At 35.7% G+C, this 26,672-nt stretch carries 21 protein-coding genes and 3 pseudogenes; 6 read left to right on the top strand and 18 right to left on the bottom strand.

From position 1 onward, the window contains the following. Positions 1–156 precede the first annotated feature (156 nt). The 3 genes from RRF69_RS03835 to RRF69_RS03825 all read right to left on the bottom strand — a co-directional run bounded on the left by RRF69_RS03835 (position 157) and on the right by RRF69_RS03825 (position 3,433). Positions 157–1,827, bottom strand: coding sequence for an outer membrane beta-barrel family protein (locus tag RRF69_RS03835; RefSeq protein ID WP_316940642.1), 1,671 nt, complete (start codon positions 1,825–1,827; stop codon positions 157–159). Between the two features lie 94 nt (positions 1,828–1,921). Then, positions 1,922–2,530 (bottom strand): TonB-dependent receptor, encoded by a 609-nt coding sequence (locus tag RRF69_RS03830; protein ID WP_316940641.1) that lies wholly within the window; start codon positions 2,528–2,530, stop codon positions 1,922–1,924. 204 nt (positions 2,531–2,734) lie between these two features. Beyond that, entirely contained in the window at positions 2,735–3,433 is a 699-nt protein-coding gene (locus RRF69_RS03825) for a zinc metallopeptidase (protein WP_316940640.1), read from the bottom strand. 94 nt (positions 3,434–3,527) lie between these two features. On the opposite strand from RRF69_RS03825, the gene RRF69_RS03820 reads away from it, so the two are divergent. From RRF69_RS03820 to RRF69_RS03795, 6 genes are all read left to right on the top strand, one after another. After that, positions 3,528–4,559 carry an asparaginase gene (locus RRF69_RS03820; RefSeq protein WP_316940639.1) on the top strand — a complete coding sequence of 344 codons (1,032 nt, stop codon included), beginning with the start codon at positions 3,528–3,530 and terminating at the stop codon, positions 4,557–4,559. 257 nt (positions 4,560–4,816) lie between these two features. Then, on the top strand, positions 4,817–5,539 hold the full coding sequence (locus RRF69_RS03815; protein ID WP_316940638.1) for a MotA/TolQ/ExbB proton channel family protein: 723 nt from the start codon (positions 4,817–4,819) through the stop codon (positions 5,537–5,539). A gap of 8 nt (positions 5,540–5,547) precedes the next feature. Beyond that, a complete protein-coding gene (locus tag RRF69_RS03810; protein WP_316940637.1) occupies positions 5,548–6,018 on the top strand; it encodes a hypothetical protein in 471 nt (156 codons plus the stop codon). Positions 6,019–6,021: 3 nt separating this feature from the next. Beyond that, entirely contained in the window at positions 6,022–6,648 is a 627-nt protein-coding gene (locus tag RRF69_RS03805) for a biopolymer transporter ExbD (protein ID WP_316940636.1), read from the top strand. Positions 6,649–6,666: 18 nt separating this feature from the next. Further along, a complete protein-coding gene (locus RRF69_RS03800; protein WP_316940635.1) occupies positions 6,667–7,134 on the top strand; it encodes a biopolymer transporter ExbD in 468 nt (155 codons plus the stop codon). Positions 7,135–7,263: 129 nt separating this feature from the next. Next, complete coding sequence (locus RRF69_RS03795) at positions 7,264–7,938, top strand: porin family protein (RefSeq protein WP_316940634.1); 675 nt, start codon at positions 7,264–7,266, stop codon at positions 7,936–7,938. Here RRF69_RS03795 and RRF69_RS03790 read toward each other — a convergent pair. The 15 genes and pseudogenes from RRF69_RS03790 to polA form a co-directional block, all read right to left on the bottom strand. Continuing rightward, a complete protein-coding gene (locus tag RRF69_RS03790) occupies positions 7,933–8,532 on the bottom strand; it encodes a hypothetical protein (RefSeq protein ID WP_316940633.1) in 600 nt (199 codons plus the stop codon). The genes RRF69_RS03795 and RRF69_RS03790 overlap by 6 nt on opposite strands. Next, a pseudogene (gene rpoN / locus RRF69_RS03785) lies at positions 8,532–9,988 on the bottom strand (RNA polymerase factor sigma-54). The gene RRF69_RS03790 and the pseudogene rpoN overlap by 1 nt, the downstream one beginning before the upstream one ends. A 23-nt stretch (positions 9,989–10,011) precedes the next feature. Continuing rightward, a pseudogene (gene asnS, locus RRF69_RS03780) lies at positions 10,012–11,444 on the bottom strand (asparagine--tRNA ligase). Between the two features lie 107 nt (positions 11,445–11,551). Continuing rightward, positions 11,552–13,933: an efflux RND transporter permease subunit gene (locus tag RRF69_RS03775; protein ID WP_316940632.1), complete on the bottom strand. Its 2,382-nt coding sequence runs from the start codon at positions 13,931–13,933 to the stop codon at positions 11,552–11,554. A 197-nt stretch (positions 13,934–14,130) separates the two neighbouring features. After that, positions 14,131–14,685 carry a ribosome recycling factor gene (frr, locus tag RRF69_RS03770; RefSeq protein WP_316940631.1) on the bottom strand — a complete coding sequence of 185 codons (555 nt, stop codon included), beginning with the start codon at positions 14,683–14,685 and terminating at the stop codon, positions 14,131–14,133. A 26-nt stretch (positions 14,686–14,711) separates the two neighbouring features. Then, complete coding sequence (gene pyrH, locus RRF69_RS03765) at positions 14,712–15,422, bottom strand: UMP kinase (protein WP_316940630.1); 711 nt, start codon at positions 15,420–15,422, stop codon at positions 14,712–14,714. A 307-nt stretch (positions 15,423–15,729) separates the two neighbouring features. Next, a pseudogene (gene tsf, locus RRF69_RS03760) lies at positions 15,730–16,700 on the bottom strand (translation elongation factor Ts). Between the two features lie 24 nt (positions 16,701–16,724). Beyond that, complete coding sequence (rpsB, locus tag RRF69_RS03755) at positions 16,725–17,573, bottom strand: 30S ribosomal protein S2 (protein ID WP_316940629.1); 849 nt, start codon at positions 17,571–17,573, stop codon at positions 16,725–16,727. Positions 17,574–17,709: 136 nt separating this feature from the next. Beyond that, a complete protein-coding gene (gene rpsI / locus RRF69_RS03750) occupies positions 17,710–18,096 on the bottom strand; it encodes a 30S ribosomal protein S9 (RefSeq protein WP_316940628.1) in 387 nt (128 codons plus the stop codon). Then, a complete protein-coding gene (gene rplM / locus RRF69_RS03745) occupies positions 18,096–18,551 on the bottom strand; it encodes a 50S ribosomal protein L13 (RefSeq protein ID WP_316940627.1) in 456 nt (151 codons plus the stop codon). The genes rpsI and rplM overlap by 1 nt, the downstream gene beginning before the upstream one ends. 102 nt (positions 18,552–18,653) lie before the next feature. Beyond that, complete coding sequence (locus tag RRF69_RS03740; RefSeq protein WP_316940626.1) at positions 18,654–19,562, bottom strand: LTA synthase family protein; 909 nt, start codon at positions 19,560–19,562, stop codon at positions 18,654–18,656. After that, positions 19,550–20,632: a sulfatase-like hydrolase/transferase gene (locus tag RRF69_RS03735; RefSeq protein ID WP_316940625.1), complete on the bottom strand. Its 1,083-nt coding sequence runs from the start codon at positions 20,630–20,632 to the stop codon at positions 19,550–19,552. The genes RRF69_RS03740 and RRF69_RS03735 overlap by 13 nt, the downstream gene beginning before the upstream one ends. Positions 20,633–20,699: 67 nt before the next feature. Further along, positions 20,700–22,370 carry an RluA family pseudouridine synthase gene (locus tag RRF69_RS03730; protein ID WP_316940624.1) on the bottom strand — a complete coding sequence of 557 codons (1,671 nt, stop codon included), beginning with the start codon at positions 22,368–22,370 and terminating at the stop codon, positions 20,700–20,702. Positions 22,371–22,506: 136 nt separating this feature from the next. Then, positions 22,507–23,223: a VIT family protein gene (locus RRF69_RS03725; RefSeq protein ID WP_316940623.1), complete on the bottom strand. Its 717-nt coding sequence runs from the start codon at positions 23,221–23,223 to the stop codon at positions 22,507–22,509. 581 nt (positions 23,224–23,804) lie between these two features. Then, a complete protein-coding gene (gene polA / locus RRF69_RS03720) occupies positions 23,805–26,639 on the bottom strand; it encodes a DNA polymerase I (RefSeq protein WP_316940622.1) in 2,835 nt (944 codons plus the stop codon). Between the last annotated feature and the right edge of the window lie 33 nt (positions 26,640–26,672).

Here is a 26,672-nt window from a genome sequence, read left to right as displayed (position 1 = left end):
ACGTTAGCATGCTAAATTTTATACTTTTCAAATACAAAAAAACCTTTTTGAGCAATCGAAAAGGTTTTTTGCTTGAAGGAATGCATAGCTAGTTTGAAAGGCGATTAATGAAGGTCATAGTGTTCAAGATTCCATAGTTTAATCAATGTTTAAAATTTATTGGCCATCTCGAATTCGATCTTCTTCATCAGTATTGGTGTTTCTGGACGCTTTCTTTTTTCCAAATTTAGAACCAAAATTGTAGATGAGTTTTAACTGAATATTTTGTCTTGAGTCAATGCTCTCAATGGCAGCAATTCCGTTCCCATAATCGATATTTCCAACAAAACCTCTGTTGAGCATTTTGTTAAACCCAAGATTTACTTTTAAGGCATCGTCAAAAAATTTCTTTCCAAAAGAAAAATCCAAACCAGCTAGCCATTCAACTTCAATTTGTCCTTCCAAAGCACCCGTTCCATAATTTCCATTCACTTCAAAATTCACCTCCCATGGCAATTGATAATTTGCTTGTAGAAACCAAATGAAGTTCCATTGATTCAAATCAATAGTAAAATTAGATGACTGATAATCGGTATTGGTTACAATCACACCTGTATAACCTTCTAAGCCCTTGAGGAAGTTTACAGGAGCAAATAAGCGAAAGTTCCAATTGGAGTTCTGTTCTACATTGACTTCTTGTTGACGTATTTGTGCGGTCGTATTGTCTTGCTTAATCAAGTCAAAAATTACATCGTCGGTTTCTTGATATCCAATGGTAAAAAAAGGTTGGTTTTTATAAGTTAAATTGAATTGGTAATTATGGGTATAAGAAGGAGTCAATTGTGGATTTCCTTCTCCAGCAGAATAGGGATCTAAATAGGTCGTAAAAGAATTCAAACTATTGTAAGAGGGTCTTTGGATTCGATAACTATAAGAGACACTCGCACCCAAAATATCTGTCAATTTTTTACTGAAGGAGGCACTTGGAAATAGTTTTTGAATTGGTCTTTTTTGGACTTCTGAAGTCAGTTCTTTATTCTTAAGAAAGGTAGAGGTTCCGTCGGTTTGACTATCTTCATACCGCAAGCCTCCAGAAAAAGACCAGTCGTCTATACTGGCATCTATTTTCGTGTACACTGCAAAAATACGTTCATCAATAACAAATCGACTGCTCTCAGCTTCTTGAGGCTCAAAATTGTTGTTAATTTCTAAAAAAGATTGTAAGTCATTATCTGTTTTCACAACAGCATATCGAGAGCCTGCACTCAATTTATAATGATCTGAAATGGTTTTTGAGTAATCGATACGGTAGGTTTGGATTTTATAGTTTCCATTTTGAATATACCTACGATCTTTAAAAGGGACGGTACTCCCAGCTATGTCAGACAATATATTGGTATTGTCGTTGGTAAAATCTACATAATTAAAATCAACAACGAGTTTGTCACTGTCTGTTTTGTATTCATAATAGGGGTTGATGTTGAAATCATTACGATCTCGATCAAACGAATTTTCAGAAAATAGTGTATTGGTTTGAATGTCATCGGAGATAATCGTCCGGCTACTCGCTATTCTTGTCAATTTCATAGTGTTTAGGCTTGTGCCAATTCCGATGGAGTGATTTTGATGAATATAGTAATCGATGCCTCCACGTATGGTAAAATTATCAGGATCGAAAGGCTCTGTGCTTACTTGATCATAGACCTCATTTCCAACGGTTCTTACTAAAAATAAATCTTTTCGCCAAGTAGGTTGTGAGTAATTAACACTCGTTTGCCAATTTAATTTGTTTTTATAACTAGCAATAGAAAATCCAGAACCCCATTCAAAACCTTGATCTTCACCCATCCACGAATTTACAGTTCCATGAGTTCCTAATTTGACGTTCTTTTTTAAAATAATATTGATAATAGCACCGCTACCCGTAGCTTCATATTCAGCACTAAGGCTGTTCTACTACTTCAATTTTTGAAATATTATCTGCAGGGAAATCACGAAGTAAGGTTTCAATATCCATGTAGGCCGTTGTTTTCCCATTGATTAAGATTCGAACACCACTGTTTCCTGCAATTGAAATGCCGGAGTCGGTGACCAAAACTCCTGGGATCTTCCGCATTACATCCTGCAAAGAGGTGTTGACCATTTCCGATTTTTCTAAGTCTACAATTAATTTTTCGGCAGTTTGTTTTATCACTGGTCGCTTACTCTTAATGATGACTTCGTTTAGTTCTGTACTTTCTTCTTTTAAGATGATGGGTAAGATTTTGTTAGCCTTTAGTTCAAATTCCTCAATATTTTGATTTTCAAAACCTAAGCTCGAGATTTCGATGCGGTAGTTTCCTTCAACGATTTTCTGAAATTCAAATGCTCCATTCTCATCAGAAACAGTTCCTTTTGGATTTTTAAGATCGGTAATGGAATATAGAACTATATTGACATAAGGCAGGGGTTGCTCTTGAGAATCGGTAATCTGTCCCTTAATTGAATATTGAGAAAAAACAGAATTCATTCCAAACAGGAAAAGTAGTACAATGGAGATTAAAAATTTCATAGGTTTTTTATTAAAGGACTTTTAAAACGCCAATTTGTTACATTCGGAATTTTAAGTCGCATAGAATTTGAATCACTTTGTTGCTCTTTTACAACTGTTAGACGTGTGTAGTTTAAGAAAGGTTGCATCAAAAAAAAATACGTTTGAAATTCAAACGTATTTTTAGCTTTCTAAACAAAAAATCTACTCAGTACCTAGATGAAATCAATCTCGATTTCCTAAAATTTGCAATCCCCAATACAGCAACATAGCCAAAGAGCCCAAAGCAGCAACCAAATAAGTTCTTGCAGCCCATTTGAGTGCGTCGGTGGCACCTGCCAATTCTTGTTGAGAAACCATGTTTTTGTTTTGTAACCATGCCAATGCTCTATTGCTCGCGTCATATTCTACAGGAAGGGTAATAAAACTAAATAAGGTGGCAAAGCCCATAAAAATTAATCCCGCAACAGCAATATAAAATCCAACGCCTGTTGCGCCAGAAGCAGCTCCTAAAATGATTCCTCCAATAACCAACCATTGAGAGAATTTTGAAGTGATACTTACAATGGGAACTAATTGAGAACGCATTTGCAACCATTGATAAGCACGTGCATGTTGAACTGCATGCCCTACTTCGTGGGCCGCAACAGCTGCTGCTGCTGCATTTCTTTGATTGTAGACCCCTTCACTCAAATTGACTGTTTTATTTTGAGGATTGTAGTGATCTGTTAGCTTTCCTGGAGTAGAAATGACAGTGACATCCGAAATACCATGATCTACTAGCATTTTGGAAGCAATTTCAGCTCCACTCATTCCATTTCGCAATTGAATTTGAGAATATTTTTTAAATTTATTTTTCAAGGTATTGCTAATTGCCCAGCTTGCCAATGAAATTACGCCAATCAATAGATAAAATTCCATCATAATTTTTAATTTTTAAAATTGTAATTCATTTTTGTTTGATAGCTTTACAGCATAAAGTATTCCATTCTATCATTTGGAGTGTAAAAATGACAAAATGACAAATAAAACCAACATATTAATTGTCTACACTGGGGGTACCATTGGGATGGTTAAAGATTATAAAACCAATGCTCTTAAAGCTTTTGATTTTATTCAGATTGTAGAGAAAATTCCAGAATTAAAACAATTGGATTGTAGTATCGATAGCATTTCGTTTGAAGAGTTGATCGATTCCTCTAATATGAATACCGAATATTATGTACAGATTGCAGAGCTGATTGAAGTAAATTATGAAAAATATGACGGATTTGTCGTCTTGACAGGTTCTGATACCATGTCTTATATTTCCTCTGCCATTAGTTTTATGTTTGAAAATTTACAGAAACCCATCATTTTTACGGGGTCTCAATTACCTATTGGAGATTTGAGAACCGATGCTAAAGAGAATTTAATTACTACTATCGAAATAGCCGCTGCGAAAATTAATGGAAGACCAGCAGTTTCTGAAGTTTGTTTGTATTTCGAATATAAATTGTACCGAGCCAATAGAACCACCAAAGTAAATGCTGAACAATTTGAAGCTTTTACTTCCTTGAATTATCCTCCCTTGGCAGAAAGTGGGGTGCATTTGAATTTTAATGAGCATCTGATTCATCACCAAAAAAATCCTAAAGAAAAACTAATAATTAGAAAAAAATTAGACACTAATATTGTTGTCTTAAAATTATTTCCAGGGATTACTGAAACTGTTGTTGCGCATATTTTGTCAATAAAAAATCTTAAAGGAGTAATTTTAGAAACCTATGGAGCAGGAAATGCACCAACCAAAAAATGGTTTCTTGATTTAGTAGCCGATACAATCCAAAAAGGAATCCATATTGTGAATGTGACACAATGTGCCGGGGGAAGTGTTGTAATGGGTCATTATGAAACAAGTCTTGCTTTAAAAGAAATTGGAGTGATCAATGGAAAAGATATTACTACAGAAAGTGCAATTGCGAAATTAATGTACTTATTGGCTGAAAATTTAGAGGCATCTACCTTTAAAATGTTCTTTGAAAGCTCTTTAAGAGGTGAGATTTCTTAAGATAAGGAGTTTTGGAAATGTTAAATTTTAATTTATTTTTCTTCAATTCACAGAAAAATGAAATTATTCCGTTAAATCTTTATAAAAACCTTTCATTTTTTTTTAAATGTTCAACATTTTTTTGTTAATTGCCCCTTCTTAACAACGAATGTGTTAAAAATGTGTTTTAAAATAAACTCCTTTTTATAATTTGTTTTTTTAGAATCGAAAATGAATACCTTTAACCCGTTAATTATTAAAATTTAATTATAACCAAGATGAAAAAAGTAGTAAATGTCCTAACTGTAGCAGGATTTATGTTTTTTGGAGCTATTCAATCAACTTTTGCGCAAGAAGCAGTAACTGAAGAAAAAACTTTTCACCAAGAATTAAAACAACGTTTTATTGAAGGTGACCCACAATTTATGGGAATTGTATTAGTAGCCCTAATATTAGGTTTAGCCATTGCAATTGAAAGAATTATTTATTTAAACATGGCAACAACCAATACCAAGAAATTAGTAGCGAGTGTAGATGAAGCTTTAAGTTCTGGTGGAGTTGAAGCTGCAAAAGAGGTTTGTAGAAATTCAAAAGGACCTGTTGCGTCAATTTTTTACCAAGGGTTAGATCGATTAGATGAAGGAGTTGAAGCTGCTGAAAAAGCTGTAGTTTCTTATGGTGGTGTTCAAATGGGACAATTAGAGAAAAACATTTCTTGGTTATCTTTATTTATCGCTTTAGCACCGATGCTTGGTTTCATGGGAACTGTAATTGGAATGATAAAAGCGTTTGATATGATTGCAGTAGCGAATGACATCTCTCCTGGAGTAGTTGCTGTAGGGATTAAAGTAGCACTTTTGACAACTGTATTTGGATTAGTTGTAGCAATTATTTTACAAATTTTTTATAATTACATCGTATCTAAAATCGATAGTATCGTAAATAATATGGAGGATGCTTCTATCTCTTTAATCGATTTGTTAGTCAAATACAAAAAATAATTATCATTATGAAAGATAATAATTTAGCAAAATATTTAAGCATATTCGTAGCCGTTATCGCTGTTATAGGTGCTGTACTTTTCATTAGAGTTTTTATGGAAGATACAACTGCCTTAGAGAATGACCCAGCTGTGCAACAAAGTGTGATCAACCCTATTGTATGGTTTTCAGCATTTCTTTTGTACGCTTCCGTTATTATCGCATTGGTACTATCGGTCTGGAGTATGATTAAAAATCCTCAAAACCTAAAGAAAATGGTTTTAGGAGTAGGTCTTTTAGCCGTAGTATTAATAATATGTTACTTTATGGCAGACAGCAACGCAGTACTTGATACACAAAATAAAGTACTAGAAGGCGGTGAGGCTGGAACAGCAACAAACCAATGGGTTGGAACTGGAATCTGGTTTAGCATTGCTTTAGGATTGGTAGCAAGTTTATTCTTTGTATACGATTTAGTTAAAGGATTAATAAAATCATAAATTATGGCAAGAAGAGAGACTCCAGAAATTAATGCAGGCTCAATGGCAGATATTGCTTTCTTGTTATTAATCTTTTTCTTAGTAACAACGACTATGAATGTGGATTCGGGTATATCTAAAAAATTATCTGAAAAGCCACCAGCAGATTATGTTCCTCCAGTAATTAAGGAGAAAAACATCTTTGAAGTGAATATTAACAGGAATAATGAACTCTTAGTAGAAGGGAACAGGATGAATGTTAGAGAACTAAAAGATGCTGCGGTAAAGTTTATAGACAATGGTGGAGGTGAAGGTAAAATTGAAGATGGTGTAGCTACAGGACCTTGCGACTATTGCAAAGGTGAACGAAGCAGTACTTCTTCCGATCACCCAAACAAAGCCATTATTTCTGTTCAAAGTGATCGAGGAACTGATTATGGGACCTATATCGTTGTACAAAATGAGTTGTTGAAAGCTTATACAGAATTAAGAAATAGATTGTGTCAAGAACGTTATAGAATGTCTTTTACAGAGCTTGAAAAAGCTTATAGCGACGATAAAAATAACGAAGAGTTAAAGAAAAAAGTGGAGGATATAAAAAGTGCATATCCTCAAATTATTTCTGATGCTGAGCCAACATCGGCAAACTAATTTTAAAATTTAACACGTATGTCTAAATTTAAAAAGAGAAAAAAAGGAATCCCTGCGGTAAATACAGCAGCCTTACCAGATATCGTTTTTATGCTATTGTTTTTCTTCATGGTTACAACAACTATGAGAGAAACAAGCTTACAAATTGATACTCCTTCCTTACCCTCTGCTACAGAAGTAAAGAAATTGGAACATAAAAGTTTGGTAAGTACCATATATATCGGAAAAGCAAAAGACGCTAAATATGGTGTTGGTTACAATAAGATTCAATTAAATGATAAGATCGCTTCTGCTGATCAAGTTCCAGCATTTATTATCAATGCTAGAACCAAAGTTTCAGAAGCTGAGGTTCCATTTATGACGACTTCTATAAAAGCAGACAAACAATCGAGTGTAGGTACTATTATTGATATTCGATTGAAATTAAGAGATGTAAATGCGCTTAAAGTAAGTTATTCAACCAATACGGGTTCGGATATAAAGTAATTCTTTGTATCGAAAACAAAAAAAAAGCAATCCTTTCCTGGATTGCTTTTTTTTTGGATAAATTATTTTGAGACGGATTCTTGAGTCGAATTCGTGAAAAAGTGTATCTTTAATATTCGTTTCAAAAATATGAATAAAGTACTTCTCCCTTTTCTTCTTTTTTGCAGTGCATTCGCACTTGCTCAAAAAGATTCTTTGCAACTAGGCGATCGATATGCTGACGATCAATTGTATGCCATGATTACCTATAATCAAATGTACGATCAACCCAGTACAATTTCACGAAGTGGTTTTTCTTATGGGATTTCAACAGGGTTTATGAAAGATATCATTCTTAACAAGGGAGGAACAATTTCAATTGCACTAGGAGCAGGGTATGGATTTGATTTCTATAATCACGAATTAAAAGTACAAGAATTCAATAGTGGCACAGTCTTCTCTGAGGACTATACACTCAATTCAAATACCTATTTTTCTCACAATATTGAAGTTCCCTTTGAACTTCGATGGAGGACTTCAACAGCCAACAAGTATCAATTTTGGAGAATCTATACAGGGGTGAAACTGCTGTATAACTTTTCAAATCGTTTTCAGTATATCGATGCAAATGAGCTTCAGGCCTCCTATTCAAATATTAATGACTACACCAAATTACAGTATGGATTGACCCTTTCTGCAGGATATGATGCCTTTAATTTTCATCTTTTTTACGGATTGTCACCAATCTATAAGGAGGGAAGCATTGCCGGTGAATCCATACGAACCAAAGCTCTTAAGTTTGGTTTGGTGTTCTATTTTTTATAAGAAGACGTAGGTGCTTATTTGCGTTATGATTCCAAAGAAAAAACCTAAGTATACTTCTCGGGGTGTATGTGCCTTTAAATGCAGTCGAGAACTCCCTAGAAAACCAGATAGCAATAGCAGTAAAACAAGTATTGGGATCATAGAGGTCATGTATTCAATTCCCATCATCATAAAGAAACCGACCATTGCTCCCATTGAAAGTAAGTGCAAACTAACTTTTAGATTCAATTTTGAAAAGACATACACAAGGATCAATCCAAATGATGTTCCATAAAAAAGCATTCCAAAATCTTTGAAGACTGAAAGTTTTATAAAAATCCCCCCTAAGATGGTAAAGAGTAAAATCATTATAAAAAGTGGAATTTTACGTTCTTTTAAGGTAGGGAGCTGAAAAGAGTGGATGAGTTTCAATCCCTTGAGTACTGCTAAAATTGTTAAAGGAACGATATAGGTAAAGAGAAATATGAAACCAAGAAAGTATTGTCTTTGAATACTTCTTATGGAATGAGGAACCACCAAAAAGTAGATCAAAACCCCAATTGTTGGCAATACGATGGGATGCAAGATGGCAGATATGAATTTCTGGAATCGCATTAAATTTCTTTTCGTAAACGGGCAACTGGGACTTCCAATTGTTCTCGGTATTTTGCAATGGTTCTCCTTGCAATAGGATAGCCTTTTTCCTTTAAAAGGACTGCTAGTTTTTCATCAGTATGAGGTTTTCTTTTGTCCTCTTCAGAAATAATAGATGCTAAAATGTTCTTAATTTCTTTGGTTGATACATCTTCACCTTGATCGTTTTTCATCGATTCGGAAAAGAACTCTTTGATCAATCTCGTGCCGTAAGGAGTCGATACATATTTACTGTTTGCAACTCTTGATACTGTAGAAATATCCATCTTTATTTTATCAGCAATATCTTTTAAGATCATCGGTTTCAATTTGCGTTCATCACCTGTTAAAAAATAATCATATTGATAATGCATAATCGTATTCATAGTAACCAATAAGGTTTGCTGACGTTGTTTGATTGCATCTATAAACCATTTAGCAGCATCTAGTTTTTGTTTGATAAAGAACACTGCATCTTTTTGCGACTTGCTTTTTATGTTGGCTTCCTGATAGCCTTTAAGCATGTTGCTGTACTCTCTAGAAATATGCAATTCTGGCGCATTCCTAGAATTTAAGGTCAAGTCCAACTCGCCATCTAGAATTCGGATCGAAAAATCGGGAACAATCTGTTCGGCTATTTTACTATTGCCGGCAAAGGAGCTTCTGGTTTAGGATTGAGCTTAGAGATTTCAATGGTTACCTCTTTTAGTTCTTCTTCAGAGATAGAAAATTTTTCTTGAAGTTTGGAGTAATGTTTTTTGACAAAATGATCAAAAGCAGTTTCTAAAATCTGTATGGCTAAATCTCGAATTTTGTTTCTTTCTTTTCCTTTTAATTGGATAATCAAACATTCTTTGAGATCTCTAGCCCCCACTCCAATTGGATCCAGAGTATGTACCACTTTCTTGAGAAGGAAAACCACTTTTTCTTCAGTAGTAAAAATGTTAGACGTAAAAGCCAAGTCGTCCACTAAGTCGATAATTTCTCTACGGATATAGCCGCTGTCATCAATACTGCCCACTAAAAATTCTGCAATTAAGCGTTCTTCTTCGTCAAGGCGAAAGGTATTCAATTGAGTTTTTAAAGATTGATGAAAGGTTGTGCCTGATTCGTATGGCATATTTTTTTCTTCATCATCTGCTGAATAGTTGTTGGCTTGTGTTTTGTAACTTGGGAAGTCGTCATCACTCAGATACTCATCGATATTGATATCATCGGTATCTATTTTTTCTGTGCCAGCATCGTCATATTCGTCGTCTAAAGTTTCTTCAAAAGAATCAGGTTCTTCTTTGCCTGTATCTAAAGCAGGGTTTTCTTCAATTTCTTGTTTCAAACGCTCTTCAAACGCTTGTGTAGGCAATTGAATGAGCTTCATCAACTGAATTTGTTGAGGAGATAATTTTTGTAAGAGTTTGTATTGTAAACTTTGCTTTAGCATATTTTAAAGATACAAAAATCTAATTAAAATTCTGCATTTTGAGGAGTTCTTGGAAATGGAATTACATCTCTAATATTGCTCATTCCTGTAGTAAATTGTACCAAGCGTTCGAACCCTAATCCAAAACCAGAATGTACAGCAGTTCCAAATTTACGTAAATCTAAATACCACCACAATTCTTTTTCATCGATTTTTAATGCTTTCATTTTTTCAACCAAAACATCATAGCGTTCTTCTCTTTGGCTTCCTCCCACCATTTCTCCAATTCCAGAAATAAGACATCCATGGCTCGAACTGTTTTTCCGTCTTCGTTCAGACGCATATAAAAAGCCTTTATATTTGCAGGATAATCAAATAAAATCACTGGGCATTTGAAGTGTTTTTCAACCAAATAACGTTCGTGTTCCGATTGCAAATCCGATCCCCATTCGTCAATAAGATATTGAAATTTCTTCTTTTTATTGGGTTTGCAATTGCGCAAAATATCAATAGCTTCGGTATATGAAACACGCTTAAAATTATTGTCTACTACAAAATGAAGCTTTTCTAATAGAGACATCTCACTTCTTTCTGCCTGAGGTTTTGTTTTTTCTTCGTCAGTTAAGCGTTGGTCCAAAAAGGTCAAATCGTCTTTACAATTTTCGAGTACATATGTCAAAACAGATTTGATAAAATCTTCAGACAAGTCCATGTTTCCGTCCAAATCCATAAAAGCAACTTCCGGTTCAATCATCCAAAACTCTGCTAAATGGCGAGTTGTGTTGGAGTTCTCGGCTCTAAATGTGGGTCCAAAAGTATAAACTTTCCCCAATGCCATGGCAAAGGTTTCTGCTTCTAGTTGACCAGAAACCGTTAAGTTAGTTTCTTTTCCAAAGAAGTCTTTTGCATAATCAATCTTTCCTTCTTCTGTTAGGGGAGCTTTGTTGTCTTCAAAGGTTGTAACTCGAAACATTTCACCTGCGCCTTCTGCATCTGAACCAGTAACAATAGGGGTATTGACGTAGTTAAAACCGTTTTCTTGAAAGTATTTATGTACACCAAAAGACAAAGCAGAACGAACTCTCATTACAGCTCCAAAGGTATTGGTGCGCACACGTAGATGTGCATTTTCTCTTAAAAATTCAAAACTGTGTTTTTTAGGTTGTATTGGATATTCATCTGGATTTGAATCTCCAAGAATTTCTATTTCAGAAACCTGAATTTCTACCGATTGTCCCTTTCCTTGACTTTCGGCTAAGGTTCCTTTGATAGCGATTGCAGCTCCCGTTGTAATTCTTTTTAAAGTTTCTTCTGGGGTGTTTTCAAAATCAATGACACACTGAATGTTATTAATTGTAGAACCGTCATTGACTGCAATAAAGCGATTGCTTCTAAAGGTTCTAACCCATCCATTTAAAGTTACTTCTTGTAAAATTGTACCCGATTTTAAGATCGTGGCAACGCTGCTATGTATCATCTTTTTATTTTATTATGTGCGCGAATAAAATCTGTTCAATAAAGAAACAAATATACTTTTTTTGAAGTGAAAAAATGTAATAAAACGAGGCTCTTTAAAGCATTGTGTTATTCACTTTCTTCAGTGGTTTCATCTGAATTAGGGAAAATTTTTATCGATGGTTCTTTAAATACCTTTTTATTGGCAATTTTCTTTTCGAAAGTTAAAAGGAGTGAGGGTAACAAAATTAAATTCGAAACCATTGCCAAAAGTAGAGTCACAGAAACCAATCCTCCCAATGCGATCGTACCTCCAAAACTGGAAAGCGTAAACACCAAGAACCCAAAAAACAAGACGATGGAAGTATAAAACATACTGACTCCGGTTTCTCGCAGTGCAGCATATACAGAGGGTTTAATCCGCCAATTATTTGCAATTAACTCCTGCCTGTATTTTGCCAAAAAGTGAATGGTGTCGTCGACCGAAATTCCAAATGCAATACTAAAAACTAAGATGGTAGAGGGTTTTATTGGGATGTCAAAAAAGCCCATGAGTCCAGCAGTGATCAATAGGGGTAAAATATTTGGGATTAATGAAATAAGAATCATTTGTGGTGATCGGAACATCCATGCCATAAACAATGCAATCAATAAAATGGCCAATGAAAGAGAAAGTACCAAATTGGTAATTAAATAGTTGGTTCCTTTGATGAAAACCAATGCTTTTCCAGTGATGGAAACAGAATATTTATCTGAAGGAAATTCTTTGTTGATGACGGACCTCAAACGCTGTTGGATGACATCCATTTTGTCGGTTCCAATATCCTTCATAAATGTTGTAATTCTAGCATAGCGTCCTGTAGAATCCACAAAAGTCTTGAGCATACTCGCATCGCTATTTGAATTTTTGGTATAGGCAAAAATATAGCTTTGTTCTTGTCCAGTTGGAAGTTGGTAATATCTCGGGTTTCCTTTGTAATAGGCCTGTTTCGAGTATTTTACTAAATTCACCACAGAGATGGGTTTGGACAATTCTGGGAACGTTTCAATGGCTTCATTAATTTTATCCATCTTTTTTAAGGTAGATAATTTCATGACTCCTTTGTCTTTCTTCGTGTCTATTAAAATCTCTAAGGGCATGATTCCTCCAAATTCTTTTTCAAAGAAACGAATGTCTTTGTAGAAGTCCATTCCTTTTGGCATGTCTTCAATCAAACTTCCTGAAACTCTAATTTTATAAACTCCAATAATACTAATTACAATAATAAGTACGGTTGCGAAATAGACCGTAATTCGATGATTTCTCACCATTTTTTCCATCCAATTGACCACATTTTCAATCCACTTTTTTTCTAAGTGATTCAAATGTTTTTTCTTAGGAAGTGGCATAAAACTGTATAAAATAGGAATGATTAACAGTGCCAAAATAAAAATACTAATGATGTTCACTGAAGCCAAAATCCCAAACTCTCTCAAGAGATTACTTTTGACAAAAACAAAGGTTGCAAAACCCGATGCAGTCGTTATGTTGGTCATCAAGGTCGCGTTTCCAATTTTTGAAATTACGCGTTGCAAGGCTTTTGCCTGTTGCCCATGTTTCTTTATTTCCTGCTGATATTTGTTAATCAAGAATACAGCATTAGGAACCCCAATCACAATAATTAAGGGAGGTATTAATGCAGATAGAACCGTAATTTCATATCGAAAGAGACCGATAAAACCAAATGCCCAAACAACTCCAATTATCACCACCAAAAGAGTGATAAAAGTTGCCCTAAACGAACGGAAAAAGAAAAAGAAAATCAGTGCTGTAATTCCAAGTGCACCTCCCACAAAAAGTTGAATTTCGTCTTGAATATTTTGTGCGTTTAAGGTTCTGATATAGGGCATTCCAGAAATACGAACATCCATGCCAGTCTCTTTTTCAAAAGCTTCAATAGTGGGTTTGAGGTAGTTGAAAATAAAATCTCTACGCAGTGGCGTATTAATGATCGCTTTTTTAATATAGATTGCAGTTTGCAGAGTTCCGGTTTCTTTATTGAACAATAAATTGTCATAAAACGGAAGCTTTTCAAAAAGTTGTTTTTTGATTGCCAAAACCTCTTTAGTAGTCGTTGGATCTTCCTCATACAAAGGCTCTAGAACAAACTTTCTTTTTTTGGTATCCTTTTTTAATTTTTTAACATCGGCTATAGAAATGGTAAAATCGATTTCTTCTCGATCATCAAATTTATTGACTAAATTATTCCATGCGTTGAATTTTTCGGGAGTAAATACGGTTGAATCTTTGATTCCTAAAATCACTAAGTTTCCCTCTTCCCCAAAAATTTCTAAAAATTTATTGTACTCTAGATTGGCTTCGTGGTTTTCTGGTAAGAGATTCGCTTCTGAATATGAAAATTTCATATACTTGGTCTGCGAAGCTAAAAAAGCAGTAATACCAGCAATAATGATTAAAACTAAAAAACGGTTTCTTAATATAATACCCGCGACTTTTGTCCAAAAGTTCATCCAAAAAAATTTCTACAAAGATAATGAATTACTAAGGGTGGTCGAAACAAAATAAGAGGGTTTCTAAAAAGAGGAAATTGCTAGGTAAAAAATAAGCCTGACGAAGTTTTTGATATGATAATCAAGAACATTTCGTCAAGCTGGTAAGTATATGGATGCCTCAAATGTCTTTTAAAAGCTTCAAAAGGGAGGTTGAATTAGATTGTCATAATTTCCTTTTCTTTGACAGCAAAGGTTTCGTCGATTTGCTTTACATAAGAATCGGTTAATTTTTGTACTAAAGCTTCCGAATCTTTTTTCAGATCATCTGCGATGTCTGTTTTTTTGATTTCGTTGTTGGCATCTTTACGCGCATTTCGAATTCCTACTTTGGCGTGTTCCGCTTCTGCTTTGGCTTGTTTCGACAAATCGCGTCTTCGTTCTTCTGTCAATGGGGGTACATTGATTAAAATAACATCTCCATTGTTCATAGGATTGAAACCAAGATTGGCAATCATAATGGCTTTTTCGATGGGTTGAAGCATGTTTTTTTCCCAAGGCTGAATCGAGATAGTCCTAGGATCTGGTGTGCTGACGTTGGCAACCTGACTTAAAGGTGTTTGCGCACCATAGTAGTCCACCATTACATTGACCAACATAGAAGGAGCTGCTTTTCCTGCTCTAATTGCTCGTAATTCTTTCACTAAATGTTCCATAGCAGCATTCATTGCTTCTTTCGCGCTGTCTATGATAAATTCAATTTCTTCATTCATTTTGGTACTAATTTTAAAAGGGATGATTATTTATTGCTAACGACCGTTCCAATATCTTCTCCGGTAATTAATTTTAATAAATTTCCATTGGTATTCATGTCAAAAACGATGATTGGTAAATTGTTTTCTTCGCTTAAGGTAAATGCAGTCATGTCCATTACTTTCAACCCTTTTTCAATCACATCTTTAAATGTAATGGTTTCAAACTTAACCGCATTTTTATCCTTTTCTGGATCTACATTGTAAATTCCATCTACACGAGTACCTTTCAAAATGGCATCGGCATTTACTTCAATAGCGCGTAAAACCGCTGCAGTATCTGTGGTGAAGTAGGGATTTCCTGTTCCCGCACCAAATATCACAACGCGTTTTTTTTCCAAGTGGCGAATTGCTTTTCTCTTGATATAAGGTTCTGCAATTTCCTTGATTTCTAAGGCTGTCTGCAAGCGTGTAATAACGCCTTCATCTTCCAAGGCACTTTGGAGGGCTAGTCCGTTGATACAGGTTGCGAGCATCCCCATATGGTCGCCTTGTACGCGATCCATTCCGTTTGCGGCACCTGCAACTCCTCTAAAAATATTTCCACCTCCAATAACAATGGCGACTTCGATTCCTAATTCTACAACTTGTTTGATTTCTTTAGCATATTCAGCCAGACGTTTAGGATCAATTCCATATTGTCGTTCCCCCATTAGGGCTTCTCCACTTAATTTTAAAAGAATTCTTTTGTATTGCATAGTATTTTCTATAGGATTAGACTCCCACTTCGTTGGAAACAAGTGTCGCGCAAAATTACGTTTTTTTTTTGAGTTTTTTTTGGGAATTCAAGGGGTCCATTAATTTTTTCGCAAATCCATTCTACAATTTATCATCCACTTAATCTCATTGGGTTCTTTGAATCGCATTCTTCATGATGCGCGAACCAAAATTCACCTAAAAAATGTGTTGTCAATAGTGAAGAATTAGTAGTGAATGCCCATCTTCTTTTAAAACAAAAAAACCTCACAAAAATGTGAGGTTTTTCAATAGGTTCAAAAGGAAGTATTATCCTAAAGTAACTCTTTTAAAGCCAGTGATAGAAACATCACCATACGAATCAACGTATGCGGCTACATTTTTCTTTTCGTCTTTGATAAACGCTTGATCTAACAAACATTGTTCTAAGTCTAAAGTCGTGTTATCTGCAATGAATCTTTCCATTTTTCCCATAAGATACGATCCCAAATTTGTTCTGGTTTTCCTTCGGCTTTTAATTCTGCTTTAGCAGCTTCTTCAGCACTTGCAATGACCGCGTCAGATAATTGAGACATTGAAATATATTGAGGAACGTTTTTCAAAGTTTTCCCTAATCGACCAAGTTCAATATTATCTTTTTCGATGACCGCAATTCTTGCTTCCGTTTCTGAAGCAACAAATGCAGGGTCAAAATCTTTGTAAGACAGTGTAGTAGCTCCCATTGAAGCAATTTGCATTGCTACGTCTTTTGCTAGGGTATCTGCACCTTTAACAGCACTTGATAAACCCACTAAAGCAGCAATTTTACCAATGTGTGTATATTCGCCTACATACGCAGCTTCAATTCTTTCAAAAGCAGTGATTTCTAATTTTTCACCAATCACTCCTGTTTGTTCAATCAATTTGTCAGCGACAGTCATTCCTCCAAAATCAGCAGCTAAGAAAGATTCCTTATCTGAATAATTTAAAGCGATGTCTGCAAATTGACCACCCAATGCTACAAAAGAATCGTTTTTACCAACAAAGTCAGTTTCACAAGCCAATACGATCGCAACACCTGTGGTGTTGTCAGCGTTTATTCTTGTTACAGCAACTCCTTCAGTAGAATCTCTATCTGCTCTTTTTGCTGCAATTTTCTGACCTTTTTTACGTAAAACATCAATTGCCTTATCGAAATCTCCAGCAGCTTCTACTAATGCCTTTTTACAGTCCATCATTCCAGCTCCTGTCGCTTCTCTTAATTTTTTAACATCAGCAGCACTAATCTTTACTGGTTCCATGTTATATCTATTTTAAAGTTGTACTTATTTTGTTTCTTTGGCTGGAGTTTCCGCTTTCACTTCTTCTGTTGCAACTTCTTCAGTTTTCACTTCTTCCGCTTTCACTTTTTTCACCTTTGCCTTTGGAGTTTCTTCTGTTGCTACTGCTTCCGCTTTTGGCTCTTCTTTAGTTTTGTCTTTATCTGCTTTTCTGCTAGACAAACCTTCAGCGATTGCTTCACTTACATGAAATAAAACTTTTTCAATTGATTTTGAAGCATCATCGTTTGCTGGAATTACATAATCTACTAATCTAGGATCAGAGTTTGTATCTACCATTGCAAAGATTGGAATATTCAATTTTTGAGCTTCTGCAACTGCAATGTGTTCTTTCTTGATATCTACTACAAAGATTGCTCCAGGTAAACGAGTCATATCAGAAATAGAACCTAAATTCTTTTCCAATTTCTCTCTCTGACGATTGATTTGTAATTTCTCTCTTTTTGACAATGCATCAAAAGAACCATCTAACTTCATTCTATCAATCGTTGCCATTTTCTTAACAGCTTTTCTGATAGTTACAAAGTTGGTCAACATTCCTCCTAGCCATCTTTCAGTAATGAAGGGCATGTTTACTGCTTTTGCTTTTTCAGCAACGATATCTTTTGCTTGTTTTTTGGTTGCAACAAATAAAATTTTACGTCCAGAGTTTGCAATTTTTTGCAATGCATCTGCACTTTCTTCTATTTTTGCAGCTGTTTTATACAAGTCAATGATGTGTACACCATTACGTTCTGTATAAATATAAGGAGCCATGTTTGGATTCCACTTTCTTGTTAAGTGACCAAAATGCACTCCATTTTCTAATAATTCTTGAATATTTACTTTTGCCATTTTATAAATGTGTTTACTTTCTGTTTTGTATCAATATAGGAGTAGTCTTTCGAGTCTTCTATATTTAGATGCTAAACTGTTTAATATTAAATTATATAACAGTCTCTTAAAAATTAATTTAGAAAGAATTCTAAGATTAACGTTTAGAGAATTGAAATTTCTTACGAGCTTTCTTCTGACCAAATTTCTTACGTTCAACCATTCTTGGATCACGAGTCAATAAACCTTCTGGTTTTAAAACTAATCTGTGCTCTTCGTTGATTGATACTAATGCTCTTGTGATTGCCAAACGAATTGCTTCAGCTTGACCTGTAACACCACCACCATATACATTTACTTTGATATCATACGATTCTAAGTCTCCTGTAAGCATTAATGGTTGTTGCACTTTGTACTGTAAAGTCCCTGTGGTAAAATATTTTGTATACTCTTTATTGTTTACAGTGATATTTCCTTTTCCTTCAGAAAGATAAATACGAGCAACCGCTGTCTTTCTTCTTCCGATTTTGTGAACTGTCTCCATTATTTATAATCGTTTAGGTTAAAAACTTTCGGTTCTTGACCGGCTTGTTTGTGCTCTCCACCTGCATATACATACAAGTTTCTGTAAAGCGCTGATCCTAAAATATTTTTAGGCAACATTCCTTTTACTGCTTTCTCGATCAATCTTGTAGGATCTTTCGCGAACATTTCTGTTGCAGATAACGATCTTTGTCCACCTGGATATCCTGTGTGACGGATGTAAGACTTGTCACTCCATTTTTTACCAGTTAAAACAATTTTTTCTGCGTTGATAATAACCACGTTGTCTCCACAATCTACGTGAGGAGTAAAGTTTGGTTTGTGTTTACCTCTAATGAGCTTTGCTACTTTAGAAGCTAGACGACCCAACGTTTGCCCGTCCGCATCAACTAAAAGCCACTCCTTGTTTACGGTAGCGCTGTTTGCTGATACTGTTTTGTAACTTAATGTGTTCATAATTACACTATTAGTTTTTGTATATTTATATAAATTAACTTTTCCTTAAAAAAGGAGTGCAAATGTACTGTTAATTATTTGATTCTCAAACAGTCAATTCCATTATTTTTGGAGAGTATTTATTTTAAGCCCTCCATTCTTAAAGAGCTCATATGCAGATTGGTAGTATCCAATGGTTTCCCGAAGTAGTAGTGAGTCCGTTTTGATGGAGCTCAGCTGGTTTTCTTTTTGATTCCATGTATAGGTAGCATGCTTTTTTTGTGTTTCCAATACGGTCAATTTCTTGTCTTTTAAAAGTCCTACCTTTCTGTGATTTCCAATAAATGCGCGTTCTTCTTCAGATGTCATTAATGTGATATCTTTTCCAAAAAAATTGTTCAAATAATTCCAATTCAAATATCCAAATAGGGTAGGAAAAATATCGATTTGCGAGGATAATTTATCTACCTCAATAGGGGATTGTGCTTCCATATTGTAGATAAAAGCAGGGATGTGGTGGTTCTTAATATTGATTTCTGTTCTTCCAGCACTGTAAGCACAATGATCTGCCATAAGCACGAAAACCGTATTTTTAAACCATGGCTTGGTTTTCGCTTCTGTAAAAAAATGCTCCAATGCCTTGTCAGAATATCGGACTGCATTATTTCTGGTTTTCTCGTTGGAGTCGATGACGCCTTCGGGAAATGTATAGGGCTGGTGATTGGAACTGGTCATCACAAAATTAAAAAAGGGTTGCTTCTTTTCGTACTGTGTGTCGGCGACTTGTAGCAGTTTCGTTAACAGATCCCCATCGCAAGCTGCCCATGCATTTTCAAAACTCACTTCGGCATCTGAGAGGTGATCTCGTTTGGTATCGATGGCAGGGGTTACACGGTGCCATTTTTTTCGATCTACGATGTCAAATCCGTTGTTACTGAAGTAATTCAGCATATTGTCAAATGCTGCATCTCCACCATAGATAAAGGTTCTAGTATAGCCTTTCTGTTTGAAAACAGCTCCTATAGTAAACAAGTTTTCATTGTCTTTTCTTTTAACAATACTTCTTCCAGGGGTTGGTGGAATAGACAAACTGATTGCTTAAGGCCTCGAATGGTCCTTGTGCCAGTGGCATACATATTGGTAAAGGCAATTGATTTTTTGTGAAGCGCGTCAATCGTTGGTGTTAGGTTTTGGGTGTTTCCATAGCGCTCTAAAAAACTAGCATTCATGCTTTCTAGACCGATAAAAATAATATTTGGTTTACGTTCTAAGCCCTCTTGAGAGACCTTTCGTAAAATGCTATTTGAATTGTTGATATATTGCTCATTTTGAGATTTTAGATGCTGTCGTGCAATTTTGAAGTGGTCTTTTTGGAGAGCTGTTTGATAAAATTCATTGAAGTTTAATTCATTGCTTTTGTATGCTGAAAAAAATGAATACAAGCCCGATTTTGCCAATTCATTTTCGTTGATGTTCTCAAAGACTTCTGCTTGATTATTGTATACATACAGATGGAAAACGCCCATTACCATCAGGGTGATTGAAGTTGGAACAAGTCGGGAAACAAAGTCATCTGTATTTTGAAAAGTGGAGTGATATGCGAGTTTTCGTTTGGCAAAAAGAATACATCCAATGAGAAGTAAGGTGATAAGAATTAATAGAGCTGGCATTGGAAACGACTGGTGGATATTTTCCAGAACTTCATAGGTGTATAGCAAATAATCTACTGCAATAAAGTTGTACCTACGCTGATATTCTTGCCAAAAAGGAATTTCTGCTAAAAATGAAAAGAGAAGAAGAAAGAGCAAAAACCCATAGGTAAATTTTGTAATGATCCTATCGATTTTACTTCCAATATACTTTTTAGGGACAAGAAGTAGGTAACAAGCATACAATGCTAAAAAATAGGATAAAGCACCGATGTCGAAGAAAAATCCGATACCGAAAATTTGAAATAAGTGTACTGGATGAAAAGTGAAATATTCAAAACTTAAAAAATACAGCACAATCCTGACAATACCTGATATAAAAAGAAAGGTAATGGCAAAGGTTTTTAATAATTGAAACCGTTTTGGCAGCCGAAAAATAGTAAATGGGCGCATATAATTTTAAAAAGTAGGACAATTTAAGAAAATTTTATAAAAGACCCGTTTTCTGTTTTTTTTGATTTTAAAAATCAGGAGGAACTCGAAAGCTCATTTTTTCTTGAGTAGTTGGGTGTGTAAAAGCAATAAATTCTGCATGTAAATGCAATCGATTTTGTTTGGTTCCATACAAATCGTCACCGAGAATCGGATGGTTCAATCCATTTTTATGGGCTGCATGAACTCGTAATTGATGGGTTCTTCCTGTAATTGGGTACAAATACACTCGAGTTTTTCCTTGTTCTCTGTTGATGACTTCCCAAATAGTTTCTGCGTTTTTGCCATGTTCAAAACAAACCAATTGTTTGGGTCTGTCATCAAGATCCAATCGCAAAGGCAAGGAAATTTTTCCTTTTTCTCCAGATACATCACCCTCAAGCAATGCGATGTACCTTTTTTTGATGGTCCTTTTGATAAACTGACTTTGTAATGCTTTGTTTGCTTCTTTGGTCTTGGTAAGCAACAGTATTCCCGATGTAGACATGTCAAGTCGGTGAACAATTAAGGGCCCTGTAGCATCTGGATATTGTTCTTTGATGCGCGTATAGACAGAATCGCTGATTTCTTTTCCGGGAACCGATAAAAATTCTGCAGGCTTATTTACCACAATCAAGGCATCGTCTTCGTAGATAATTTCCAGTGCTTTGTCTGTAGAAATCTCTTTAAGAAGTAGGTTTTCATCCATCGTAATCCCGTCTAACATATGTGTTAAAATGGGTTTGCATCGACCTTGACATGCAGGATAGAAATTTTGATGTTTTTTGATGTCAGAATTTGGAGAGACTCCCCACCAAAACTCGGCCATACAAATGGGAGTAAGCTCATTTTTAAAAGCGAATTGCAATAATTTTGGAGCAGCGCATTCTCCAGAACCCGCTGGAGGTTTTATTTCAGGATTGTTAAAAATATCGATGAGAGCTTTGGATTCTTTTTTGGAATTTAAAAATTGGAACTTTTCAAACAAGGTTTTTTGCAACAATGCAGAAGTATCTTTCCGAAGCTTTTTTAGGGTTGTAATTTGAGTTTCATACGAGAGAAATTCTTTTCTGTTCTGATCAATTTTGAGGGTGTAATAGGCAAGTAGTTCTTTGTAAAAAAATTGATCATTAAAACTTTCTTGGGTTAGTTTAGTCGTGAATATGGCGAAATCTTTTGCAGTTAAATTTTGAGCAGCAGTATTTTTGCGAAGCTTTCGTTCTTTTTGAGAGCGTTTCATCTTTTTTCGTTGCAGCTCAAGGTCTTTTTCAATTTCTTTGGATTTTTTTTGGACATTTTTTTTCAAAAGGAGGTATTTTGGATCCTTTTTTAATGCAGTCAATTGTTGGTTGATATTTCCGATTTCTTCTTCTCCTTTTCGATAAAAACTATGAGGAGTTCTTAAATCAAAAACCGGTGGTACAAATGTCTCCGGGCAACTTTCGTCTTCCAATTTACCTGAAAATGCAGCCAAATAGCCTAATTGACCATTTTGATTTTTCACGACTAGTACTCCAAACATTTTTCCAATGGCATTTTTGGAATCATTTGCATCGAATCCGAAATTGTGAATAAAATCAGTTTGAATTTCTAAGTAATCTTGCAGTTCTTTAGCGGCTAATTTTGCGAGCCTATGTGGTTCGTAATAAAACGGGAATGTGAACCTTTTAGGAAGTTCAATTTTCGAAACATCAGATTTAAATAGATGAAAAAGACTCAAAATTAGTGTGGTATGGTTCGTAAAAGCAAAAATACTTTTTTTGGAAACTAATTCGTTTTTTTAATGTCTTAATTATGGTTTTGTACCCAAAAGAGCTGTTTTCTTTTTCGTAGTTAAAAATTTTCATGACCTTATTTTAGGCAATATTCACATTGAATAAATGACCAACAGCGGCGGTCAATCCCATTGCAATTGTTCCCCAGAAAGAAATTCTTAGAACTGCTTTTCCAATACTTGCTCCTCCTGTTTTGGCAGATACGGCACCCAAAAGGGCTAGGAAAAATAAGGCAAAACCGTACAATGAATATTCCATACTTTTCAGAGGGAGAAAGAGGGTAACTAAAAAGGGTAACATTCCTCCAACGGTAAATGCAGCCCCAGAAGCAAAAGCTGCTTGCATGGGGTTGGCCTGACTTATTTCGTTGATTCCTAGCTCGTCGCGAATGTGGGTTCCGAGAGCGTCATGGGCTGTAAATTCTTTTGCAACTAGCATGGCCGTTTCTTTTTTTAGGCCTCTATGTTCGTAAATTTCAGCGAGTCTTTGAAGTTCGAGTTCAGGCATTTCAAGAAGTTCTTCTTTTTCCCGTTCTATGTCTGCTTTTTCAATATCTGTTTGAGAACAAACGGAAACATATTCTCCTGCTGCCATAGACAAAGCACCCGCAACTAGCCCTGCCAGTGTTGCCAATACTACCGGCTCTCGAAAATCACTTGCAGCGGCAACACCAATAGCAATACTTGCGGTTGATAAAATTCCGTCATTGGCTCCAAGGACGGCTGCCCTCAGCCAATTGCTTCTGTGTATATAATGATTTGCTAAATAGCTCTCTAATTCTTTTGTATTTTCTCCCATGGGTAATTTATTTCGGGACTAATTTAATCAAAAAAAAGAAATGTATTTTGTTCTAAGTGACTTTGAAATTGAGTTTTTTCGTTTCGACAGCAAACTTTAGTATTTTAAGTGATATTGGCGGCTTCCTTAAAAAAGAGAAGTTTGTAATAGCAATTGCTTATAATTTAAAAAAGTACCTGAAATGATTGGCCTTACAAAGCTCTTTCGGTCTTATGGAAGCCCTTTAAAACAGTACAGTACATTCGTGGGCTTGTGCAACGGTTACGATTGTTATGCCATATTATTTTTTCCAACAGAAGTGCGAGTCTGTTTTCAGTTACTTTATCATTATTCCAAAAATTCAAAACACAGCTTACATAATTTTCTCTCACTTTTGTTGCTACATAACAAATTGTCAATGTTTTAGCCCCAGTCATTCCAGCTAATAAAGATTTCACACCCCTGAACAGAATTTTTAGATTCCTGCTCAAAATCGGGTCTTACTTCGTTTTTGAGATACCGTTTTTCAAAAAGGATGGTTTGATATTTGAAAAGGAGCAAATACACCCTTAGACAGGGAGCTATTTGTTAGGGATGAAATATTAATGCGCTTCGAGCCAGTTGTCTCCCAGACCCACTTCTACATCCAAAGGGACCGACATGGTAAAGGCGTTTTCCATTTCGTATTTGATTATGGGTCGGATGATTTCGATTTCGTCTTTATGGGCGTCAAAAACCAATTCATCATGTACCTGTAAGAGCATTTTAGATTTGAAGTTTTCTTTTTCAAATCGCTGGTGAATGTTGATCATCGCCAATTTGATAATGTCTGCTGCAGAACCTTGTATGGGCGCATTTACAGCATTTCGTTCGGCACCACTTCGCACCATTGCGTTTTGAGAGTTGATGTCTTTAAGATAACGACGTCTTTTTAATACCGTTTCTACATAGCCGTGTTCGCGAGCAAAATCTATTTGCCCGGACATATAGGCTTTCAGTTTTGGATAGGTTTCGTAGTAGGTGTCAATCAATTCCTTGGCTTCACTTCTGCTCAAATCGGTCTGATTGCTCAATCCGAAAGCAGAAACTCCGTAGATAATTCCGAAATTAACTGTTTTTGCATTGCTACGCTGTTCACGAGTTACCTGTTCCAAAGGCACTCCAAAGACTTTTGAGGCTGTAGAAGCATGAATGTCTTCGCCATTTTTAAAGGCGTTCATCATGGTTTCTTCTTCGCTCAGTGCCGCAATAATTCGCAATTCTATTTGAGAATAATCTGCCGCTAACAACACATGATGCTCGTCTCTTGGGATAAAAGCCTTCCGTACTTCTTGTCCTCGCTTGGTTCTGATAGGGATGTTCTGTAAATTCGGATTGTTCGAACTCAATCTTCCCGTAGCCGCGACTGCTTGCATATACTGGGTATGAATTCTTCCTGTTTTTGAATTCACCTCATTGGGCAAGGCATCTACATAGGTGCTTTGCAATTTTTTATACTGTCTGTATTCTTGGATGTCTCGAATAATTTGATGCTCTTTTGCCAAATAGGACAGCACGTCTTCTGCTGTAGAATATTGACCTGTTTTTGTCTTTTTGGGTTTGGCAACCAATTGCATATTTTCAAACAAAACGATTCCCAATTGTTTGGGTGAAGCGATATTGAATTCTTCCCCTGCTTGTTCGTAAATTCTTTTTTCTAGCCTATTGATATCATCAGTCAATGCAACAGACAATTGGTTTAAGAAAGGGACGTCAATATTGATTCCTTCAATTTCCATCGCCGTTAAGACCGATACCAAGGGCAATTCTACCTTGTTGAATAATTGGGTTACATTTCCACTTTCTAATTCTTTGGTAAAATGCTCCTTAAGCTGAAACGTAATATCGGCATCTTCCACCGCATATTCGGTTTGGTCTGCTAGTGGAACCTCCCGCATCGAAAGTTGGTTTTTTCCCTTTTTACCAATCAATTCCGTAATCGATACGGGCTGGTAATTCAAATAGGTTTCCGCCAACATATCCATTGAATGGCGCATGTCTGGATTGATGAGGTAATGAGCAATCATTGTATCAAACAAAGGACCTTTGACAGCCATGGCATAGTTGGACAATACTTTGAGGTCGTATTTTAAATTGTGCCCTACTTTTTCGATGGTTTCCGACTCAAAAAAGGGACGAAATTCTTCTAAAATAGTTTGGGTTTCTTCTTGGTCTTCTGGAAACGAAACATAATATCCTTTGCCAGTTTCGTATGAAAAGGCAATGCCAATTAGTTCCACTTCTAAAGCCTTTAGACCAGTAGTTTCAGTATCAAAACATACCGATGTTTGCTGGAGTAATTTTTTTAACAATAGTTTTCTTGAAAAGGCCGAGTCGATGTGCTGGTAAAAATGACTGGTATTCTCAATGGTTTTAAACCCTGAGGCTACGTCAGCTTCGGAAATATTTCCAGTTCCTGGAGCTGCAAACAAATCGAATTGACCGTCATCAGCAGGAGCTTTTGCTTTTACAACAGGTGCTACTTTCACACTTTCAGTTGCTGTAGCCACTTCTGTTTCTGAAAACGTTCGGGTGAAGTTCACCAATAAATTTCTGAATTCTAACTCGTTGAAAAGTTCGGTTACTTTTCCTAAATCAGGAGCGTCTAGCTCAAAGTCCCGAGCGTTAAAGGTAACTGGCACATCCAACATAATGGTGGCAAGTTTTTTGGAGAGCAGTCCCAATTCTTTGGCAGCTTCTACTTTCTCTTTCATTTTTCCTTTTAGTTCATGGGTGTTTGCCAACAAGTTTTCCATAGAACCATAGGTAGCTAAAAATTTCTTCGCTGTTTTTTCGCCCACCCCAGGCAGTCCGGGGATATTGTCACTCGCATCTCCCATCATTCCTAAAAAATCAATCACTTGCAAAGGATCTGTTACCCCAAATTTCTCTTGAACTTCGGGGATACCCCAAATATCATAACCTCCTCCAAAACGGGGTTTGTACATAAAAATATTTTCGGAAACCAATTGGGCAAAATCTTTATCAGGAGTCACCATATACGTTTTGTAGCCCTCTTTTTCTGCTTGTTTGGATAAGGTTCCAATGACATCATCGGCTTCAAAACCGTTTTTGACCATCACTGGAATGTGCATGGCTTTTAGTATTTCTTGAATATAAGGAACGGCAATTTTAATAGCTTCTGGAGTTTCATCTCGGTTGGCTTTATAGGCTTCAAACATTTCTACTCGGTCAACACTACCACCTTTGTCAAAACAAACTGCCAAATGATCGGGTCTTTCTCGTTTGATTACATCTAGTAGCGAATTCATAAAACCCATAATAGCAGACGTGTCTAGACCTTTGGAATTGATTCGTGGGTTTTTTATAAACGCGTAATATCCTCTAAAAATTAATGCAAAAGCATCTACTAAAAAAACTCTTTTTTGGTCTGACATTGGGTTGGTATCTGTGTTAAGGATTTTTTTTCT

This window comes from Polaribacter sp. HL-MS24, from assembly GCF_032758595.1.
Lineage (GTDB): Bacteria > Bacteroidota > Bacteroidia > Flavobacteriales > Flavobacteriaceae > Polaribacter.
The sequence above is the reverse complement of the archived record's forward strand: the minus strand, read 5'-3'. Positions and strand labels throughout refer to the sequence as shown.

Coding starts and splice junctions, on each gene's coding strand:
- pyrH (WP_316940630.1), bottom strand. CDS start 15,422: ATGCAATACAAAAGAATTCTTTTAAAATTAAGTGGAGAAGCCCTAATG.
- RRF69_RS03810 (WP_316940637.1), top strand. CDS start 5,548: ATGAAAGATAATAATTTAGCAAAATATTTAAGCATATTCGTAGCCGTT.
- RRF69_RS03735 (WP_316940625.1), bottom strand. CDS start 20,632: ATGCGCCCATTTACTATTTTTCGGCTGCCAAAACGGTTTCAATTATTA.
- RRF69_RS03820 (WP_316940639.1), top strand. CDS start 3,528: ATGACAAATAAAACCAACATATTAATTGTCTACACTGGGGGTACCATT.
- rplM (WP_316940627.1), bottom strand. CDS start 18,551: ATGAACACATTAAGTTACAAAACAGTATCAGCAAACAGCGCTACCGTA.
- polA (WP_316940622.1), bottom strand. CDS start 26,639: ATGTCAGACCAAAAAAGAGTTTTTTTAGTAGATGCTTTTGCATTAATT.
- rpsB (WP_316940629.1), bottom strand. CDS start 17,573: ATGGCAAAAGTAAATATTCAAGAATTATTAGAAAATGGAGTGCATTTT.
- frr (WP_316940631.1), bottom strand. CDS start 14,685: ATGAATGAAGAAATTGAATTTATCATAGACAGCGCGAAAGAAGCAATG.
- RRF69_RS03725 (WP_316940623.1), bottom strand. CDS start 23,223: ATGGGAGAAAATACAAAAGAATTAGAGAGCTATTTAGCAAATCATTAT.
- rpsI (WP_316940628.1), bottom strand. CDS start 18,096: ATGGAGACAGTTCACAAAATCGGAAGAAGAAAGACAGCGGTTGCTCGT.
- RRF69_RS03795 (WP_316940634.1), top strand. CDS start 7,264: ATGAATAAAGTACTTCTCCCTTTTCTTCTTTTTTGCAGTGCATTCGCA.
- RRF69_RS03830 (WP_316940641.1), bottom strand. CDS start 2,530: ATGAAATTTTTAATCTCCATTGTACTACTTTTCCTGTTTGGAATGAAT.
- RRF69_RS03775 (WP_316940632.1), bottom strand. CDS start 13,933: ATGAACTTTTGGACAAAAGTCGCGGGTATTATATTAAGAAACCGTTTT.
- RRF69_RS03815 (WP_316940638.1), top strand. CDS start 4,817: ATGAAAAAAGTAGTAAATGTCCTAACTGTAGCAGGATTTATGTTTTTT.
- RRF69_RS03805 (WP_316940636.1), top strand. CDS start 6,022: ATGGCAAGAAGAGAGACTCCAGAAATTAATGCAGGCTCAATGGCAGAT.
- RRF69_RS03800 (WP_316940635.1), top strand. CDS start 6,667: ATGTCTAAATTTAAAAAGAGAAAAAAAGGAATCCCTGCGGTAAATACA.
- RRF69_RS03790 (WP_316940633.1), bottom strand. CDS start 8,532: ATGCGATTCCAGAAATTCATATCTGCCATCTTGCATCCCATCGTATTG.
- RRF69_RS03835 (WP_316940642.1), bottom strand. CDS start 1,827: ATGGGTGAAGATCAAGGTTTTGAATGGGGTTCTGGATTTTCTATTGCT.
- RRF69_RS03825 (WP_316940640.1), bottom strand. CDS start 3,433: ATGATGGAATTTTATCTATTGATTGGCGTAATTTCATTGGCAAGCTGG.